The organism is Gilliamella sp. ESL0250, from assembly GCF_013345045.1.
GTDB classification, from domain to species: Bacteria; Pseudomonadota; Gammaproteobacteria; order Enterobacterales; family Orbaceae; genus Gilliamella; species Gilliamella apicola_H.
In genome coordinates this window covers 1-18,908 of sequence record NZ_JAAEDV010000007.1, presented here as the reverse complement: position 1 = coordinate 18,908, position 18,908 = coordinate 1, and the positions used below count along the sequence as shown (strand labels likewise).

Sequence of the window (18,908 nt, the reverse complement as noted above, 5' to 3'; positions counted from 1 at the left end):
AAAGACATCGCTTATGCAATTTTTTATTATTTTGTTTCCCATTTTTGCTATTTTTATTGTCGGGTTTATCGCACAAAAAGCCTTAAATTTTGATGTTGCTAATCTATCAAAAATGTCACTTTATGTACTATCCCCATTTTTGGCATTTAAAACATTTTATACGCATACGTTAACGGCTGATTATTTATTTTATATCTGTTATATTTTTGGTCTCTGTTTTTCATTGGTCCTTATCATTTCCATTTGGTCTATGATGATGAAATATTCAGCCAAAGAGCGCTGTGCCATGATTTTAAGTTCATGTTTTATGAATAATGGTAATTATGGTACTCCTGTACTGTTAGTCTTTTTTGGCACCGTGGGATTTGACCTTGGCGTGATTATGATGGTATTGCAACAATTTGTAATGAGCACAGTTGGCATCTATTATGCAGCAAAAGGTAGTGCCCGTAGTGATATTGTCAGTCAAAAAGATGTCATCAATAAAGTTATCCGCATGCCAGTAGCTTATGGCGCTTTATTAGGTATGCTTTTTCAGTTGTGCCATATTCCTTTGTCCAAATCCATAATGACATCCATTGGCATGATTGGTGATTCTTCAATCGTTGTCATTATGATTATTTTGGGAATGCAATTAGCCAAAATCAAGATCCAACAACTGGATTATCCTAAACTTTCATTTTCATTACTAACCCGAATGATCATTTCACCGATAGTCGCATTTGGCATGGTCTATTTTATGCCTATTTTGCCAGTTTATAAGCAAATATTAATCGTATTAGCGGCCATGCCGAGTGCCGCCAATACAACTCTCATGTCAGTACAGTTTGATACTCATCCAGAACTGGTATCAAGTGCAACCTTAGTTAGTACATTATTAAGCTTAATCACATTACCTATTGTGCTATGGCTTGTTGGTACACCAATACCGTTTTAATCGTAAAAAGCGCTCTCTAGTCAGAGAGCGTTGCGCCAAATAGTTTAAAATCCGTTTTACAGTCGCCAAAATCATTGCCCACACTTTACCGTTTATAAAAAATAAAACAGCGACTAATTAATCCTTACCTAGCCACTCTTTTTCAAACTGATTTACAAATTGAACCAAAAAATGATGCCGTTGCTCAGCGAGCTTTTTAGCTATTGGGGTATTCATCTTATCTTTAAGCAAAAAAAGTTTTTCATAAAAATGATTAATAACGGTATTGGCTTGTTTATAATTATCTTCATTCAATGCTGTTCGTGGTGAAATATCAGGATCGTACATAATATGATGTTTATTGCCACCATAATAAAAGGTGCGAGCAATACCAATTGCTCCCAATGCATCTAACCGATCAGCATCTTGCACGATTTGCCCTTCTAATGATAATGTTTTTTTCTGATTAAGATTTTTTCGATATGACATATTTTCAATAATGTCAAAGATCTTTTTAATTTCGCTATCGGTTAACGCCTGTAATATTAAATAATCACGCAACTCCATGACAGCTTGATTCACATCAGCAACCACTTTTTCATCAATCACGTCATGTAAATAAGCACTAACAATCACAATAAAGCCATTCGCTTTTGGCTCATGCTTTAAAATCTGCTCGGACAATCTCACCACGCGCTCAATATGCGCCATATCATGACCAGAAAAGTCATTAGCCAATTTTTGTTTAACAAAAGCTTGTATGGCTTGAATCACACCCTGCTTATGTTTATTTGTTTTATTATTCATAATTTTGTATTGATAATTTAATTAACACAAACTGTGTCTCCATACTGCCAAATGCCAACTGACCCCATATTGCTGTATATTAAAAGATTATAAAGTTCATTGCCTTGATATGTATTTTGAGTCCAATAAACCTCATTACTTTTGAAATTACTACCAGGGTAGCCCACATTAATGTTAGCAGAGTCATAAGTTTCTCCCCATTCTGCCAATAATCCCCCACCAATACGACGTTGATAATTATTTCCCTGACCTGCTAAACCTTGATTCCAATATTGAGAATTAGCATTAGTCAGTTGATCAACTGTAGGTATTTGATAGCCTAACTGATTACAATATTGTTCTGCCTGAGCATAGCTATGATTGCTACCACTATAATCCTTTCTTGCGATAAACCATTTTTTGATGGTAAAACTATATACTTTATTGGTTTTGGCTTTATCGGAATATAAGATAAAGGTCGTTGGTACTGCGGTTGCTGCTTCGGCAGCGCTAGCCCCCTCTTTGGGTCCGACTAATCGAATCTTGGCAATGCTACCATTGCCCGTTATAGTTAAATCAATACCCGATGTTGCTGGTGACTTGTCAAATGTCATCTCACTGCCTAAGCTATCAACCATATCCATGGTAAAAAATAGTCCATACGCCCCCATGGTTGGAAAGTTTGATGCCGGATTATTTAAATCTTGACGTTTAAAGCCTTTTGCATCGTCCCATTCGCTCGGTGGCCCTGAATAATTCGACCCACCCCAATTATGTTTGCGACTATTACTTAAATATAAGTTAGGCTTGGCAGAATAAGTACAAGCGCCTTTGGGTGGATTTAGGTAATAGGTGGCGCTATTAGCCCCTATCCGAGTGGAATTTGGGTAGCCATAAGCCGTTGATAAAATACTATTATCACTATGCATTGTTACACTGTAGGGCGCATTACAATCCTGAAAAGTATCATCTAATCCCATTTCGGTACCATTGGCATCTCGACCAATAATGGTTAAACTCCCCGTTGCGGTAATATCGCCATCACCATCTTTATCGGCCCAAAAACCATTATTATTCAGCAAATCGGTCATTGAAATAGCACTTTGACCCGATGGAATAAGCGTTTTAATATCACTAAGTTTTATACCATCACGTAGCAATGGTATCGGATTGGCTTTAGATGAGGGATTGTTTTTTGGGGTTAGCACCTTACCATCAGGTAGCTCGATATCTAAAAATCTATCCGTATCCCATGATTGGGTTTGCCCACCATCAAACGTTAAATAAGGCGCCGAACCTTGTATTGCTTTTGCGGTTTTTGCGGATTCAACATTAGGTAACACAGCAAATAAAGGATAGCTCATCCCTATACAACAACACAAAGATATAATTGATTTTAAAGTGATGACCTTTTTTTGCAATATCAACGATAAATCACTACAGGAGCATAAGCGACACAGATAAAAAAACCGAAAGTAACTTAATGCCAACTGCTTAACTAACCAACTTTTGTTCTTCTTTGTTATTCTAACTCGTTGCCCCTTTGACTTCATGATGATGTTCCTTTACATTGATATCCACATCATACAAACGCTATACCACAACGATGCTAGCATAATTTATTACCAACTTATCATATCGTGTAGCACTTGCATGGTAATGCTTTATTTTTGCAAATACACTTCCAACAAAAAAATCTAATTTCACAAATTAAAAATCAAGTCAATACCATTATAATATAACACACTGTTTTTTAACAGAAGGTTTTCAATAAACTGATTACCTATTACATATAAAAAAGCATTTTCTTATCGCCTAAACATAATATTAGCAAGCTAAACGCGCTTTCTATGGTAACTTAATCTTATATGACTAAAATAAATACACCTTCGTTAATAGTAAAATTTCAGTAATTAATGTTTTTTTATCGTTTCTTTATTTTCTTTCGATTGTTTTCAGTAGATTGGAAAGGTAGAATGCGCAGATCTCAGGCATCATGAAAGCAAATTTTGGAGTTCACCTAGTGAAAACATTAGTACGCAAGGTTTTGCCATGCCAGTTCATTGAACGCTTCACTCGATACCGCCAACGTCTAGCTTTATTACTAGGGCTATCTATCTTTTTTATTGCATTAATGATTTGTTGGAGTCTATTAAAAGAAATTAATCTGAGAGATTTAAAACAAGCCTTTCGAGATCTTCCAATTAACGCAATTTTATTTTCTTGCTTATCGGCTGTGGGCAGTTATTTTATGTTGATCTGTTATGAATGGTCAGCAGCCCGTTATGCGGGTGTCAAATTAAAACCATCAATGCTAATTCTTGGCGCAATTTGTGCCTCTGCGATTGGTAATGCGATAGGTTTGTCTGTTTTATCTGGGGGAGCTGTGCGATGCCGCCTTTATTTTAAACAAGGCTTAACCGCCATAGATGTGGCCAGAATGTCACTTTTTGTGACGTTATCATTAGGTTGTTCATTACCTTTATTCGCAACAATTGCCGCTTTAATCCACACACAACAAACAATACTAGCGCTTCATATGTCAAAAAATGGCATATGGTTAACCGCAATATCGATATTTTGTGTTTATGCCTTAGTTTTTGTTTTTTTGTATCGACATCAATTACCCGAAAAACCCAATAAAGACACAAGGCTATTTCAACTATTCCGCTGGACAATTCGCTTACCAAGCATGCGCTTAGCAATCTGTCAGCTTATTATCACGTTATTTGATGCTATTTTAGCTGGTGCTATTCTCTACTTTTTATTGCCAACACAGCCTAATTTCATCACTTTTATTATGGTTTACATTTTAGCCTTAGTTGCTGGCGTACTAAGCCATGTCCCTGGAGGGGTCGGTGTTTTTGAAGCCATTATGTTAGCGGCATTATCATCAGAAATTGGCGCAGCACCATTAACCGTTGCGCTTGTTATTTATCGAACTATTTATATTTTAATCCCACTTATTCCCGCAGGGATCTTATTACTGGTTAATGAAGGCAAGCACTATTTAACTGCACCACAGGTAAAAGAGACCGAAACAGGCATTGCTGCGTTGGTCATGGCCTCTACCGTGTTTTTCGCAGGTGTTGTCATGATGTTTTCAAGCGTATTACCCGGTTTTAATCATGACTTAGTTAACACATTGATTCCCAAAAAAGTGATCAACATTGCCCATTTAATTGCGAGTTTAATCGGTATTTTATGTTTATTGCTCGCAATGGGATTACGTCGTCGGCTCTTTTCGGCTTGGTGGGGTGCGGTCATATTATTATTAATAGGAAGTGTGCTTTCTTTATTACGAGGATTACATTGGATCGAAGCTACCGTATTATTAAGCATTGCCATCTTATTAATCAATTTTAGGCACTCTTTTTATCGAAAAAGCCGCTTGATAATCATTCCTTTTTCTTTTAAATTTTTTGCCATCTGTTTTGGTATGATCGCACTGTTTGTATGGGTGATTTTATTTATCTACCAAGATGTACCTTATAGTCATGCTTTATGGTGGCAATTTGAATTAGACAGCAAAGTGCCACGAGCATTACGTGCCGCCTTGGGCAGCTTTATTTTATTAAGTTGTGTGATGCTATTTTGGATTTTTCGCCCAGCATTACCTATTTTAACTAAACCCAACAAAGCACAGCTTAGCAAGGCTTACCAAATTATGCTAGATTCCAAACAGCCTGAAGGCGGGCTTGCTATGACTGGAGATAAGTCATTACTGTTTAATGAGGCCGAAACCTCATTCATTATGTACGCAAGGCGTGGGCGAAGTATGATTGCGCTTTATGATCCCATTGGCGATAATGCTGATCGTGCTGATTTAATTTGGGCTTTTCGTGACCTTTGTGATCAACATAATCTTCGCCCTGTTTTTTATCAAGTCAAAGCAGCAAATTTACCTTTTTATATGGATATTGGTTTACGTACCGTTAAATTAGGTGAAGAAGCCTTAGTCAATTTAAAAATATTTGATTTGGCGTCAAAAGATTATAAAGATCTTCGCTACACTTGGAACCGAGGGCAACGTGATGGACTTTCGCTAAAATTTTATCCACCAGGAACAGCACCGATCGATGAATTAAAAGCAGTCTCTGATGCATGGCTAAAAAACAAACATTCGAAAGAAAAAGGATTCTCATTAGGATCGTTTTCTAAACAATATTTGGATAATTTCACCATCGCGGCCATTACCTATGAAGATCGCATTATTGCTTTTGTCAATCTGTTAGAAACCAAGCAAAACCATTCAGCGAGTATTGATTTAATGCGAGTGGTGCAAGATATTCCTAAATTAACCATGGAATTTTTAATGGTTGGATTAATTTTGCATTATCAAGAAAAAGGATATAAATATTTTAGCCTAGGCATGGTACCCCTTGCTGGCATGCAAAGGCGCCGAGGTGCTCCCATGATTCAAAGACTAGGTGCATTAGTTTTTCGCCGTGGTGGGCGTTTTTATAATTTCCAAGGTCTACGTCGCTTTAAAGAGAAGTTTGCAACACATTGGGAACCCCGTTATATGGCGGTGCCTGCTGGACTGGATCCTTTAGTTGCAATCATTGACACAACCATTCTTATTTCAGGCGGCATAACGGGTCTAAAAAAGAATAAGAATCCATAATATGAAAAAAATCATACGTTGTATTTTATTTTTAATTATCATGCTCCTCATAACCTTGCTGGGCTTGGTTGGTTGGTATCTGATAAAAAACCAAAGCAGTGCATCAGTAAACGTCATCACTATCAACAATGATCTGTCTATTATATCGGCAAGTCCTAAACAAACTGCTGAAGCAGCAGCTGTTATAGTGGCCACCAAAGATAATCATTTTACAGAACAACAACTATTAAATTTATCAGAAAAAACGGGCGCAAAACTGGTTCAGTTTGAATTAAAGCCACAGGCAAGCTGTGCCGAACAAAAAAATCGGTTTAAACAAGCCGTAAAAGTGTTAGACGAGTCTAATTTTGCTGTCGCAGGTATGCAAGAAGGAGCTGCTTTTGCATACCGTTGGTTAGCCGAACAACAAAGTGATGATGCTAAAGCACTATCAATTGAATTCACACTCGATCATAAAGATTGTGATGCTGCGCTACCAACACAAGCAAACCACGGAACATGGCAAGTAATTTGGAATAATCCTCCCGAAGAAGAAGTGGCTGTATTTCCTCGTGAGCAAAAAAAAATCGCTGTTACAACGGCAATTGGAGAATATCAGGCTTCGCCAGTTGAACTACTGAGTATACACCTTGCGTCGATTTTATTTGGCAAACATGAACAGCTACCTGTTATTGAATTACCCGCAACCAGCAAAGAAGTTTACCCTAATACGGTTACGCTTTATTATTCGGGAGATGGTGGCTGGCGTGATTTAGATAAGGTATCAGCCGAGTATATGGCTTCGCACGGTTATTCGGTAGTGGGGGTTGATGCATTAAAACTATTTTGGCAACATCGTTCGGTTGAGCGTAGTGCAAAAGATCTTGCTTACTTAATGCAACAATATCGTGAAAAATGGGGAACAACCCGTTTTGTGCTTGCCGGGTATTCATTTGGTGGAGATATTCTACCTGCACTTTACAACCGTTTATCAAGCGCAGATCAAAATAGCGTTCAAGCCATTGTGATGATCGCATTTTCAAAAAATGCTAATTTTGAAATTGAAATCAGTGGTTGGCTTGGTCAATCGGGTAACGAAATGAAAACAGCTCCAGAAGTCAATAACATTCCTGCCAGCAAACTATTTTGTATTTATGGTGAAGAAGAAATAGATGATACTGGATGCTTACAACCAGAAATGAAAGGAGAAACATTCAAATTACCCGGTGGACACCATTTCGATGAAAATTATGAACATTTGGGTAAAATTATCATGGATGCCATTGATAAAAGAATGCAATAATTCGATTCATAATACCAAAATGTTTTAAAAAATGATTAAACAGGCGCTAATGCGCCTGTTCATTTTCAATTTAGCAAAAACGGCTTATTTTCTTTTTACGCTGATTTTGCTTTCTGATAATAACACGCCACAAAGTGTAAACAATGTACCAATAGCAGCAATCCAAGTAAACGGCTCGTGCAAAATCACAACGGCAGCAATAATGGTAAGAATCGGAACCAAATATAAATAAATACTAATTTTAACTGCCCCTACTAATTTAACGGCATAATTCCAAGATGCAAAGCAAATTGCCGAAGCGCCAACACCCAAAAACAAAATATTGAGTAGATTTACAGGATCGGTAAAACGAGACAATTGCCATTCAAAATCGAAGAAAGGCAATACTGGCAACATCAACATCAGACCATAAAAAAAGAATCTTCTTGTTAATAAAATTGTATTGTAACCATAATTGCTACTCTTTTTTACTAAAATTGAATAACAAGCCCAAAACAAACAAGCTAACATAGTTAGCAGATCACCAAGGGGATTGAGCGAAAGCACAAACTGCCCATTAAAACTAATTAATCCAACACCAACAATTGCAAATAAACATCCCATATAAAAGCGTTTAGGTGGTGTTTCAGTCTTCAAAAAGAATATCGATAATATTGCAGTAAATATTGGTGCTAAAGTAGTAATCACCCCAACATTAGACGTCGTTGTATAAGTTAATGCAATATTTTCACACAAAAAGTAACAAGTGACACCACAAAGCCCTGCGCATAAAAACAGACACTCTTGCTTAACGCCCTGCCAAGCCAAAAAACGCGGCGATAATATCCAAAGAGTTAGATAACCAAGTCCAAATCGAAAAAACAAGATCTCAACTGGTTTAAAATCAATTAATAATATCTTAGTTGCGATAAATGTTGTTCCCCAAAGAAACACTGTCATTAAGGCAATTAAGTGTCCTTGTGTCCTGTTTGAAAATAACATAATAATTCTCTCTGCGCACATAACGATTTCGTAACCCAAGCACAGCTTATTGCCTAAGCTATTATTAAAAGTAATGATACTCAAAATAGTTTTAAACAATTTTTTGAAAAGGCTTGATAACGAATAAAAAGGCGCTATTTAAATAACCAAAATTTTAGCAATACTATCTTTCTGCCTATATAAGCGCAAATTATTTCTAGCAAAAATAATAAAAAAACTAGCGCCAACTGTTAATAATAAATAAAGGATTTAATAAATTGCTTTAGAGGGGGAAAATATAAGACAAAAAAAATCCACTCGAAGATTTGAGTGGAAGGCAAAAAATGAAAAACGTAATCTGTTAATATAGACAGATTAAACGGCAAAAAGTTCAATTTAATTTCATATATTTTTTATATATTTAAGCAAAAAACAACTAACCGTTTGATTTTAAATATAAATTATTTTTTAAATATTTTAAAATAGTTATAACTATTATAAAACTTGCTCATTCACATTAATCAAAATACAAAATGATCAGACTGTCATATACCTAATTTGTAAAAAACGTGGTTATGCCACATCACCATAAAAGTCCCTATGCTTTCAGCTTGCCACTCATTTGTTAGCAAGCGGGTTTTATGAGTGTTTGATTGATACCATGGTTATTACACGATCTAATAAATACTGCAAAGTCGCAATGGATCACGAAACGGTATAGAATCCTGAATATTTTTTACAAAAAAATATAACCTGAAAAGCAAATATCACATAGTCATTAAAGTCCTTATCGCTTTCATCTTGCCCATTCATTTGTTAGCAGGCGGGTTTTATGAGTGTTTGATTGATACCATAGTTATTACACAATCTAATAAATACTGCAAAGTCGCAATGGATCACGAAACGGTATAGAATCCTGAATATTTTTTACAAAAAAAATATAACCTGAAAAGCAAATATCACATATTCATTAAAGTCCTTATCGCTTTCAGCTTGCCCATTCATTTGTTAGCAGACAGGTTTTATGAATGTTTGATTGATACCATGGTTATTACATGATCTAATAAATACTGCAAAGTCGCAATGGATCACGAAACGGTATAGAATCCTGAATATTTTTTACAAAAATATAGCTTGAAATCAGGCTTTTTTAGCACGTTATATATGGTCAAACAGCTGAAACATTGTGGCGGTGATTTTTCTTTATGATATCAACGCTATATCGCCTGTTTGTGATTTGGCGTTAGTTTTGTTTTTTTATATCTATTTATAACAGTCGTTTCTCAAATTACGGTAAATAACGCGATTAATTCCTAAACCTAATTTAGCGGTTACAAACTTTATTTTTATACTGAAACACATAGTTACCTGAAACTTTTTTACAAAATTAAAATAGGTAAATTTTGATTAAATAGCAATCCTAAAACGATCGCGATATACTCCGCTCAAAAATCGGGCTAACTCAGCAGTTGGCTAACTTGTATTCCATCTTGAATTCACCTATAATGCCCTGATATTGTGCTTAGGTACAATTCACAATTGGGGCTGATTCTGGATTCGACGGGATTTGCGAAACCCAAGGTGCATGCCGAGGTGCGGTAGGCCTCGTAAATAAACCGCAAAAAAATAGTCGCAAACGACGAAAACTACGCACTAGCAGCTTAATAACCTGCATAGAGCCTTCTCTCCCTAGCCTCCGCTCGTAGGACGGGGATCAAGAGGAGTCAAACCCAAACGAGATCGTGTGGAAGCCTTGCTTGGGGCGGAAGCATTAAACTTAATCAAGCTAGTCTATCAGTGGCGTGTTTGTTCGCAGCGGGTAGATGAAATTCAAAAACAAACTACGCATGTAGTACCGAGGATGTAGAGATTTCGGACGCGGGTTCAACTCCCGCCAGCTCCACCACTTAGTCCTTTGCCATCTGCATTAAGTTAAATTTATAAATAAATTTTTACTTAACATACAATTCAGATGTATCTAATTTAACTTCATCATAAATATCAAGTTTTTTCATAATATGCGCTAAAACTTGATTAATAGTACGCATTCCAACTAATAACTCATCCATATAAATATCTGGATGTAATCGCTGTAAATACCCCAAACTTAGTACACAACTCACGTAGAAAATCATGCTGCTTGTTTTAGTGTTTTATACTCAATCGGTGTCATATTATTTAATGCCTCATGCGGTCTTTCGGTATTATAAATCGTTAACCATTCTTCGGTTATTCTCCTTGCTTGCGCTAAATTGTTAAAAAGATATAAATCGAGTACTTCAGTACGATAGGTACGATTAAATCGTTCAATATAGCCATTTTGATAAGGGCTACCGGGCTGGATATAATCAATGGCTATATCAATGGGATTTAGCCCAGTTTATAAAGGTTTTTCCTGTAAATTCTGGCCCATTATCGACTCGTATTTTTAATGGATAGCCATGATATTTGGCCAGTTTATCTAAGTAACGGGTAATTCTCCCTGCCGGTAAGCTTACTGCAATATCAATGCCTAGCGCCTCACGATTAAAGTCATCGATGACATTGAGGGTCCTAAAGCGACGTTGATTACGGCTACTGTCACTCATAAAATCCATTGACCAACATTCACCTTGTTTATTAGGATCCAATAGCTTTTCTGGTGTTCGTTGGGGGATACGTTTTTTACGTTTAGCCCTAATATTAAGTTTCAACTCACAATACACCCGTTTATGATTCCATTTATAGCCGAGCTTTTTGATACGATTAAAGCATTTAGGAAAGCCCCAGCGTAAATGCCGGTCTGTGATAGCATTCAACACCGAAATAATCACCGAATCATCCAGTAACTTAGGTTGATAATAGTAAGCACAATGGCTTAAGCCAACAATGGCACAACTCATAGCAATAGTAACTAAATGATTTTGTTGTAGTTGCTGTGCCCACGTTTTACGTGCTGTTGTGGGCACTAAAGCTTTTTTATGATTTCTTCCTGAAGCTGGGATTTTAAGCTCAGCTCGGCAAACATCTGCTTAAGCTTACGGTTTTCAACCTCCAGCTCCTTTAAGCGTTTGATGTCCGAAGTTTCCATTCCGCCGTATTTTTCCCGCCATTTATAGAAAGTTGAATTACCCATGCCCTATTTACGGCACAGTTCTTTAACGGGAATACCCGCTTCAGCTTCTTTTAAAATAGCGACGATTTGATATTCAGTCATTTTTTTCATAATTAAATCCCCTTTACTTTTATCATAGAGAATTTTCTACTTTTTTGCTGTACTATTTTAGGGGGTAGTTACAATCTGTATTAATTTGTTTTGTTGATGAGCTTTATACTTAAGTGAAATTATTTTTTAATATTTCTTGACAAGGAATATGTTTTTTTTATAATCCAGATATAGTTAGATGTCTAACTATTTTTTTGGCAGTTTAGTTAGACATCTAACTATATTAAAAGGAGGTCATAATCGTGAAGTTGGAAAAAAAATATATATCATTAGCTCGTATTATTAAAAAACATAAAGCAGCCAATATATTATCGGTAGAAGCTTGTTTTAGTATACTTTCTACTGGAATGAGAATAGACAAAGAATGTGCTAAACGACTAAGTGATTATCAGTTATCTGAGGGGCGTTTTATGGTGCTCGTACTTCTATTTGAGCATAAGGTGCTATCACCGCAAGAAATTGCTACTCTGAGTGGAGTTACAAAACCAACGATAACCTCTTTCATTCATTCTTTAGTTAAAGAAAAATTGGTCAATAAAACTGAAGACATCACCGATGGAAGAAAAATTGATATTACTCTGACTAAAAAAGGCCAAGATTTGATACACCGAATCTTCAAGGAACATAGTCTTTGGATTGCTAACATTACAAAAAATTTAACAGATTCTGAAATTAAAACGCTCGTTTGTATTTTAAATAAAATGTCTCAGCTTAAAGATGATTAATTATAATTTATGAATTTAGAGATTACTGATATGCTTCAGGAAACAAAGAATCTTAGAATTGTTACGCATCTTAACAAATCATCTTTTATTAAAGATAAGATAACAATAAAATTTGCTTCCACGTATGATGCGTTTTTTGAAGCTATTTGGTTGATAAGTCGAGAATATGTTCTCAAAGGGCTTATTAAAAGTGAACGAAAACTACCTTATTTCTCTCCGTACTTAATAATTATGCCGAATAATCGGCTTTTAATAGTATTACATGTAGATCAGATTATTGATTGTTATTATGAATTGCTGACAATGGGAAGAACCTTCGGTTTTACTCCATATCGACTTCATTCGGTCTTTATGAGTCAGTATTTTATGAGTGATACGATACATGGAAAGTTAACTGAACAGATTAAAAAATCATCTACCCCAACAATATCATATTACCAGGGTGTTACGAATAATGAATCGTATTGACATATTGAATAACGGGCTTGGTGCCACGACTAATCTCAATGAATGCTTACAAATAGATCAAGAGCATTTATTTAGAGTGGTTCTTACCCAAAAGAAACCTCCACTATCGCTACAAGAATTACTTATCCAGATTCAATCTTACGCTAAAGATATCCACTTTAGAGTTTGCAAATGGGTTTGGATGGCCGTTCGAGAAAAATTATCTTCTGATTTAATTGTTTCTATTCAATTACTTTCTACTTGGGTAATAAACCCAAATCCCTACGTTAGGTGGTTTGCTGTTGAATGTTTAAGGCCTAGAGGGGGTTGGTCTAAGCATATTAGTGAGTTAAAAACACAACCTGAAATGGCTCTTTCTTTACTTGAACCATTAAAAAACGAACCTGAAAAATATGTCCAAGATTCAGTTGCTAATTGGTTAAATGATGCAAGTAAAACTCGACCAAGTTGGGTATCAGACCTCTATTCACAATGGTTATCAGAAAGTGATTCAGCATTTACACAGCGTATTGTTAAAAAAGCTATACGCACAATAAATAAACCTCTAAAGGAAAATAATCATGAAATTAAATGAAAAACTTGAGCTAATACAAAAAGAAATGGCGCAAACTGTGCCAGTTGATATTTTAAATGCGTTCGGACAATCACTTCATGAACTTATAGAGCTAAATTTAGAAAACCACGCTCTTAAAGTCGGTGATATAGCTCCTGATTTTACGTTGCCAGATGCTGAGGGTCTACCTATTTCGCTCTACGATACATTGCAACATAATCCAGTTATACTTAGCTTTTTTCGTGGTAATTGGTGTCCGTTTTGTATGGCTGAATTAGCACATTACCAAGAAGCTATAAATAACAATCTTATTGATAGTGCAACGGTTATTGCGATTTCTCCTCAAACTATTCATTTTAATCACGATGTAACGGTACGAAATAACCTCGAATTTAGAATACTTTCTGATAAAGGGAACGAAATTGCTGATAAATATGGGCTTGTTTTTACGCTGCAAGAAAATGTTCGTGATATCTATAAAAACATGGGAGCAGATTTAGAATTATTTAATAATGATAAGACGTATAAACTGCCTATTCCTGCAACTTATCTTATTGATAAAAATAAAAAAATTCTATTTTCTTCAGTTTCCACAAATTATATGGAAAGAGCTGATGTATGTGATATTAAACTTTAAAAATCATTTGGATTAATTTATATAGAGTCTAAAGGGCTTATATAAGAATCTACTGTTGAATTATCCACACTTCAATGTCATCGATGACTTTAATCGTGAGGTGCTAGGCATTGATATTGCGGTCAGTTTGCCGGCTGGCAGGATCACCCGTTATCTGGATAAACTGGCTGAATATCATAATTATCCACTCAAAATACGAGTAGATAATGGACCGGAATTCACTGGAAATACGTTTATTAACTGGGCTAAATCACATGATATAGCCATTGATTATATTGAGCTCGGCAACCCATATCAAAATGGGTATATTGGAACGATTTAATCGCATCTATCGCACAGAGGTACTAGATTTATATCTATTTAATAATCTGGAACAAGCAAGAAAGGTAACAGAAGAATGGCTAACCAGTTATAACAACGAAAAACCTCATGAAGCATTAAATAATATGACGCAGATTGAGTATAAAACCCTAAACAAGGAGTATTATTTTCTACTTGAATCTTGTACTAAGTTTGGGGTATTTACATTTGTTCCTTTGACAAGTAAAAACGAACGATATAAAACTCTCTTTTATGGTATTAAACATCTGGTTAAAGTTGAAAAGTCCATTGAAGATAAATTAAGAAGATAAGCTAAGCGCGATAATAAACCCTATCAAGGCGGAATGCTCTATGTTGACACCAAACGTTTACCGTTACTTAAAAATGAAACGAAAAAAAACACGAGACTGATTTTTTACGTGAGCTTTATGGGGTCATATACCCCGATAAATCCCAATTTAGCTCAACACAGTTTCTACAAAATGATGTATTAGCCCAATGTCCTTATATCATTGAATGTATTTATACCTATAACGGACGTGAATATCAAGGGACAGGTTGTAACCACCCCATAAAACAGCACAATTTTAAGACTGCTGCTAAGATAGCATTTCATTGCTTTTCAAATATGTTAAAATTCAAATAAATTAGGATAAGGAAATAATATGATAACAATTAATATGTTAACTCAGAATCAAAAGCTATCTGATTTTGAAGATGTCATCGCGTTCTTTGATAAGATTTATGAGTGTATCCCTTGCGAATCAGAGCTAAGCACAAAACTGGATCGAAATGCTTTCTATGCTTTTGTTGTCATTCATACCATTAGTCATTGGCAAAGTGATGGTTGGTGTAATCTTTTATGGAATTATGCTACAGCAAAATATGTTGTACCAGCAATGAAAGCAGTAAATTTACCGCAAATTGCAGATGCTTTTGAACAAGTAGAACAAACTTATCCCTTTTCCTATTCAGAATGTGAAAATGAGAAAGAATTATGTAGTTTAGGCAATTTTATTGAAAACCCACGGCAAAAGCGCAAATACATTTCGTCAGAAAGGTTACTAGCCATGTCAGATGAACAACGTCAAACCTATTCAAAAAATTTTCTCGCTAAATTGCAAATATTAGATGAGTTGGTTACACCTTTATGGGATTATCAAGCACCCGAACAAGAAATTTGGCAACCTGTCATTGATTTTATAAATCAACATATAGAGAAGCAATCTATATAACGATTTAATCAAACCAGATTTTCATTATTTATTTCACTTGCTCCAATATGGTTATAAGTGTGATAAAGGACTATATAAAACGCTAATCTCTGACAAAAGTAAAAGGCAGTCACAAACGACTACCTTTTACTATCTTTATTGAGGTATAACTTTTGTGGGAAATGTGAACATATCCCCCGAAATATCCAAACTAATATTAATTTATTTTGCTTTTTCAGTACTACACACTAATTTAGCAAGTGTTCCTTGATGCTGATTTTGGGTGTCAACTGCCCAACAAGTTTTCAGTGATGCATCAATAGGCTTTGTCAATTGTACTTCGTTATTGTAGTTATAATTACAGCTAGCCCAAAAGCTCAGTTTATTAGTATCATCACTGCTCTCTAACAACCAAACTGCCTTATATTTTTTCCCATTTATCATTGCGGGCTTGGTTTTTATTCTTTTTGCTGAATCTGTTGATTTTCCGGAATATACTTCTACTTGATTTAGTCGAATAAGAGAACTGGTGTGAGCGATATCTTCTGGCAAGATTAAACCATTAATTTTATTCTTATCATAGCCTTTTTCAGACACTTCCCAGCCTTCAGGCACAACTTCTAGTTCAGGTTTAGCATATTTTATTTTTACCGATTCGGGACAAACTATCTCTTGATTTGCATTAGCTGAACGGCAAAGACTCCCCCCTATTACGACAATTGCTGCTAAACTTAAAATTTTACCTTTCATGTTTGCTATTCCTTCTTAATCTTATAAAAAATACAATGATTTCTAATAGTTAATATCATTTTATTAAGTTAAATGCATTAGACTATTAACTATCTAAACCAAGGCTATTTTTGCTATCTAACTTTATCCGATGTTAGAGCTTAAACTAACTTTATTTTCACCTTTAGAGTATGATTGTCGACCTTCATGTATTTTTTTATCGCAATTTAGTTTTACTTTCATATTACCTTTTGCATCTTTTGAAGTGATTACCCAGCAGGTTTTCATGGTTGGATCGATGTGTTTTATTAAGCGAACCCGATTACGTGAATAAGAACAATTAAACCAATAACCAGTATCATTAGGTGTATCATAACGAGTATCAACACTCCATGAATCCTTATATTTTTTACCTTTAATGGTAGTTGTAAAGGGTATCATCTGTCCTAAATTCACTGGTTTACCATGGTATACTTCACCACTATCAACTCGTAACAACAGATTTTTTTGTTCGGATATTTGCCATCCTTCAGGTAATGTTTCTAATTCGGTGGAAATCGCGTTTACCTGAACAGAATCAGGGCAAGTTATCTCATAAATTGCATTAGCTGAAAGGGGCATACAAGCTCCAGCTAATAATATTATGGCAATACTAAAAATTTTTCCTTTCATGTTAACTATTCCTTTTTAATTATAAAAAACACTATTTTTAGTGTTGAATAATATAACCTTTTTTAAAATTTAAGTCATTAATCATTTATATTAGGTGATCAATTGTGGATTAAGTACATTATTACAAACCCAACTTGTTTTGTAACTCATGCAGGATTAAGCATTGCTGTTATATTGGTGGGCGCAATTGCTCTTGAGCTGGAGAAACTTTTCTTTGATGATTTAACCTTAATTTGCCAATAATCATGCTTTCATCCCTAAAAGCATATAACGATAGAATGGGCAGTTAGCTTAACCTATCCACTCATATTTATAGAATATGAGTGATGACTATCAAGACGCTGAGGCACTAAAGATAAGATAAAGATAAAGATAAAAAACACCTGAACATAAAATCAATAAAGTAGCCCTGATTACATAAATTTTCATGTTTTGACAGGGTATTAATATTATTTGATGATAGCGTAAAATTTTTATACGGTATGCGTATAATATTTAATTACGAAAAATCATTAAAAAATACATTATATATTTTAGTGTGTTATAAGTGATAAGTGCAGTAATTATTGGCTCTACTCGCTCTCACCGATAGAGCCAAAAAGTATTAGTTAACTATCACACGACCATTTAAAGGCTGAATTGGACGGTTGTTATCGTGATGTATGATTGAGTGGAATTTTTCAATTTGTTTGGCAGATGCGCTACTTTCTTGTTCTAAAATAATCCATCTCACACCTTCCGTACAAGGCGGTGTTGTTAGTGAGCCGCTAAAGCGGTAAAAATCTAATCTATTTGGCAATAATGCCTTAATATTAACCGGCTGACTTAATGCCGCAGTATTTCCTACTTGTGTCGGAATATGTTGCCAAGCTTTAGCTAATTCGGGGTTAGATTTTCCCCTATTAAACATAAGACCAACAACCGTTAAGTCGCCCTTGTCGTTTTTATAAACAAAGTGAGCTTCCATCGGAAAGGGTTTACTTTTAATCATATTTTCGCTTGGTGCATGAAAATGGAATTGTTGTAACGTAAAGATTTCATTATCAATTTCTAAGGTATTACCTTCGTTAACATTGATTTGAATGGTATGGCCGTTGTTGATGATTTCTTGCTTGCTGGGTTTAAACACCAGTTTAAGTTTATCATGGTGCGTTTTTAGTGCATGTTCAATATTGATCGGCGATTGATTTTTGCCGTTTTCACAGGTTGAAAATTCAGGTGAAAGTTTTCCCCAATTTTCGGGTTTAAATTCGCCTTCATAATCCCAATGCGGAGCAGGCTCTACAGCAGCACAAGATAAACTGGTTGCCATTAAGGCTGCAATGATTATATTAAATTTCATGTTGATTTTACGTCAGAAAGTTGTTTAGTGGGAACCAAATTATACGCCACAAAAAACCACCTTACTACAATCACACATCATCACTTTTTGATATTTTTATAAAAAAATCGTTTGACATTTATACAAAAAACCAGATAAAAAATAGCCTGTTTTGTTTGGTAATAATTTTACTCAATTTTTATTATGATAATGTCTAATTGTTTATGTTGAGTAACTCTTCACAGCTTAAGCGTCGTCAGTCAGGGAAGTGTTTTTTTTGATTTTCCGTCATTAAAGCGCAAAACTCGCAGACTCTGCCTGCTCAGCGTCCCCAACTAGGTGGGGGTTGTTCTTTGATAACTTAACCAACTACAGTCATATAAGTATCACTGCGCCTTAATGATTAAGAACTCAATGCTAAAAGCTAAGGTGCGGTGCAAATAACACTGAAACTGTCAAAGTCAGAGTCATCGTCGTTGTAGATTACATCGT

The 18,908-nt window shown here is 35.3% G+C and carries 16 protein-coding genes, 1 other RNA gene and 2 pseudogenes; 10 read left to right on the top strand and 9 right to left on the bottom strand.

What is annotated here, in order from left to right:
- Nucleotides 1–13 precede the first annotated feature (13 nt).
- The gene (locus tag GYY69_RS06895; protein WP_174797010.1) at nt 14–937 is read left to right on the top strand and encodes an AEC family transporter; all 924 of its coding nucleotides are present in this window, start codon (nt 14–16) and stop codon (nt 935–937) included.
- A gap of 117 nt (nt 938–1,054) precedes the next feature.
- Here GYY69_RS06895 and GYY69_RS06890 read toward each other — a convergent pair whose 3' ends face one another.
- The 3 genes and pseudogenes from GYY69_RS06890 to GYY69_RS13095 form a co-directional block, all read right to left on the bottom strand.
- Complete coding sequence (locus GYY69_RS06890; protein ID WP_174797009.1) at nt 1,055–1,723, bottom strand: HD domain-containing protein; 669 nt, start codon at nt 1,721–1,723, stop codon at nt 1,055–1,057.
- 17 nt (nt 1,724–1,740) lie between these two features.
- The gene (locus GYY69_RS06885) at nt 1,741–3,066 is read right to left on the bottom strand and encodes a hypothetical protein (protein WP_174797008.1); all 1,326 of its coding nucleotides are present in this window, start codon (nt 3,064–3,066) and stop codon (nt 1,741–1,743) included.
- Nucleotides 3,067–3,295: 229 nt separating this feature from the next.
- Nucleotides 3,296–3,391: pseudogene (locus GYY69_RS13095) on the bottom strand (IS5/IS1182 family transposase); the annotation flags it as partial.
- Nucleotides 3,392–3,725: 334 nt separating this feature from the next.
- Between GYY69_RS13095 and mprF the strand changes: the two are divergent.
- Together mprF and GYY69_RS06875 are read left to right on the top strand one after the other, a co-directional pair.
- Nucleotides 3,726–6,329 (top strand): bifunctional lysylphosphatidylglycerol flippase/synthetase MprF, encoded by a 2,604-nt coding sequence (mprF, locus tag GYY69_RS06880; RefSeq protein ID WP_202984965.1) that lies wholly within the window; start codon nt 3,726–3,728, stop codon nt 6,327–6,329.
- 1 nt (nt 6,330) lies between these two features.
- A complete protein-coding gene (locus tag GYY69_RS06875) occupies nt 6,331–7,611 on the top strand; it encodes a virulence factor family protein (protein ID WP_174797006.1) in 1,281 nt (426 codons plus the stop codon).
- A gap of 84 nt (nt 7,612–7,695) precedes the next feature.
- On the opposite strand, the gene GYY69_RS06870 is transcribed toward GYY69_RS06875, so the two are convergent.
- Nucleotides 7,696–8,592 (bottom strand): DMT family transporter, encoded by an 897-nt coding sequence (locus GYY69_RS06870; protein WP_174797005.1) that lies wholly within the window; start codon nt 8,590–8,592, stop codon nt 7,696–7,698.
- A 1,520-nt stretch (nt 8,593–10,112) separates the two neighbouring features.
- Here GYY69_RS06870 and ssrA point away from each other — a divergent pair.
- Nucleotides 10,113–10,477, top strand: a transfer-messenger RNA (tmRNA) gene (ssrA, locus tag GYY69_RS06865).
- 46 nt (nt 10,478–10,523) lie between these two features.
- On the opposite strand, the gene GYY69_RS06860 is transcribed toward ssrA, so the two are convergent.
- Nucleotides 10,524–10,694 carry a hypothetical protein gene (locus GYY69_RS06860; protein WP_174786988.1) on the bottom strand — a complete coding sequence of 57 codons (171 nt, stop codon included), beginning with the start codon at nt 10,692–10,694 and terminating at the stop codon, nt 10,524–10,526.
- A gap of 8 nt (nt 10,695–10,702) precedes the next feature.
- A pseudogene (locus GYY69_RS06855) lies at nt 10,703–11,776 on the bottom strand (IS3 family transposase).
- Between the two features lie 242 nt (nt 11,777–12,018).
- Between GYY69_RS06855 and GYY69_RS06850 the strand changes: the two are divergent.
- The 6 genes from GYY69_RS06850 to GYY69_RS06825 all read left to right on the top strand — a co-directional run bounded on the left by GYY69_RS06850 (nt 12,019) and on the right by GYY69_RS06825 (nt 15,715).
- Complete coding sequence (locus tag GYY69_RS06850) at nt 12,019–12,501, top strand: MarR family winged helix-turn-helix transcriptional regulator (RefSeq protein ID WP_065581812.1); 483 nt, start codon at nt 12,019–12,021, stop codon at nt 12,499–12,501.
- A 454-nt stretch (nt 12,502–12,955) separates the two neighbouring features.
- The gene (locus GYY69_RS06845; protein ID WP_065581810.1) at nt 12,956–13,543 is read left to right on the top strand and encodes a DNA alkylation repair protein; all 588 of its coding nucleotides are present in this window, start codon (nt 12,956–12,958) and stop codon (nt 13,541–13,543) included.
- On the top strand, nt 13,530–14,159 hold the full coding sequence (locus GYY69_RS06840; RefSeq protein WP_065581809.1) for a peroxiredoxin-like family protein: 630 nt from the start codon (nt 13,530–13,532) through the stop codon (nt 14,157–14,159). The genes GYY69_RS06845 and GYY69_RS06840 overlap by 14 nt, the downstream gene beginning before the upstream one ends.
- 55 nt (nt 14,160–14,214) lie before the next feature.
- Nucleotides 14,215–14,481, top strand: a complete 267-nt coding sequence (locus tag GYY69_RS06835; protein WP_065581808.1) for an IS3 family transposase — start codon at nt 14,215–14,217, stop codon at nt 14,479–14,481.
- Nucleotides 14,459–14,791 carry an integrase core domain-containing protein gene (locus GYY69_RS06830; RefSeq protein WP_075539333.1) on the top strand — a complete coding sequence of 111 codons (333 nt, stop codon included), beginning with the start codon at nt 14,459–14,461 and terminating at the stop codon, nt 14,789–14,791. The genes GYY69_RS06835 and GYY69_RS06830 overlap by 23 nt, the downstream gene beginning before the upstream one ends.
- Nucleotides 14,792–15,145: 354 nt before the next feature.
- Nucleotides 15,146–15,715 (top strand): hypothetical protein, encoded by a 570-nt coding sequence (locus GYY69_RS06825; RefSeq protein ID WP_160430361.1) that lies wholly within the window; start codon nt 15,146–15,148, stop codon nt 15,713–15,715.
- Between the two features lie 201 nt (nt 15,716–15,916).
- Here GYY69_RS06825 and GYY69_RS06820 read toward each other — a convergent pair whose 3' ends face one another.
- From GYY69_RS06820 to GYY69_RS06810, 3 genes are all read right to left on the bottom strand, one after another.
- Nucleotides 15,917–16,444, bottom strand: coding sequence for an STY0301 family protein (locus GYY69_RS06820; RefSeq protein ID WP_174797004.1), 528 nt, complete (start codon nt 16,442–16,444; stop codon nt 15,917–15,919).
- A 123-nt stretch (nt 16,445–16,567) separates the two neighbouring features.
- Nucleotides 16,568–17,095 (bottom strand): STY0301 family protein, encoded by a 528-nt coding sequence (locus GYY69_RS06815; protein ID WP_174797003.1) that lies wholly within the window; start codon nt 17,093–17,095, stop codon nt 16,568–16,570.
- A 604-nt stretch (nt 17,096–17,699) separates the two neighbouring features.
- Entirely contained in the window at nt 17,700–18,437 is a 738-nt protein-coding gene (locus GYY69_RS06810) for a carbonic anhydrase (protein WP_174797002.1), read from the bottom strand.
- Between the last annotated feature and the right edge of the window lie 471 nt (nt 18,438–18,908).

What these genes read in the sequence shown, in the direction of transcription:
- GYY69_RS06895 (WP_174797010.1), top strand. Translation starts at nt 14, where the DNA reads ATGCAATTTTTTATTATTTTGTTTCCCATTTTTGCTATTTTTATTGTC.
- GYY69_RS06890 (WP_174797009.1), bottom strand. Translation starts at nt 1,723, where the DNA reads ATGAATAATAAAACAAATAAACATAAGCAGGGTGTGATTCAAGCCATA.
- GYY69_RS06885 (WP_174797008.1), bottom strand. Translation starts at nt 3,066, where the DNA reads ATGAGCTATCCTTTATTTGCTGTGTTACCTAATGTTGAATCCGCAAAA.
- GYY69_RS06875 (WP_174797006.1), top strand. Translation starts at nt 6,331, where the DNA reads ATGAAAAAAATCATACGTTGTATTTTATTTTTAATTATCATGCTCCTC.
- GYY69_RS06870 (WP_174797005.1), bottom strand. Translation starts at nt 8,592, where the DNA reads ATGTTATTTTCAAACAGGACACAAGGACACTTAATTGCCTTAATGACA.
- GYY69_RS06845 (WP_065581810.1), top strand. Translation starts at nt 12,956, where the DNA reads ATGAATCGTATTGACATATTGAATAACGGGCTTGGTGCCACGACTAAT.
- GYY69_RS06840 (WP_065581809.1), top strand. Translation starts at nt 13,530, where the DNA reads ATGAAATTAAATGAAAAACTTGAGCTAATACAAAAAGAAATGGCGCAA.
- GYY69_RS06830 (WP_075539333.1), top strand. Translation starts at nt 14,459, where the DNA reads ATGGGTATATTGGAACGATTTAATCGCATCTATCGCACAGAGGTACTA.
- GYY69_RS06825 (WP_160430361.1), top strand. Translation starts at nt 15,146, where the DNA reads ATGATAACAATTAATATGTTAACTCAGAATCAAAAGCTATCTGATTTT.
- GYY69_RS06820 (WP_174797004.1), bottom strand. Translation starts at nt 16,444, where the DNA reads ATGAAAGGTAAAATTTTAAGTTTAGCAGCAATTGTCGTAATAGGGGGG.
- GYY69_RS06815 (WP_174797003.1), bottom strand. Translation starts at nt 17,095, where the DNA reads ATGAAAGGAAAAATTTTTAGTATTGCCATAATATTATTAGCTGGAGCT.
- GYY69_RS06810 (WP_174797002.1), bottom strand. Translation starts at nt 18,437, where the DNA reads ATGAAATTTAATATAATCATTGCAGCCTTAATGGCAACCAGTTTATCT.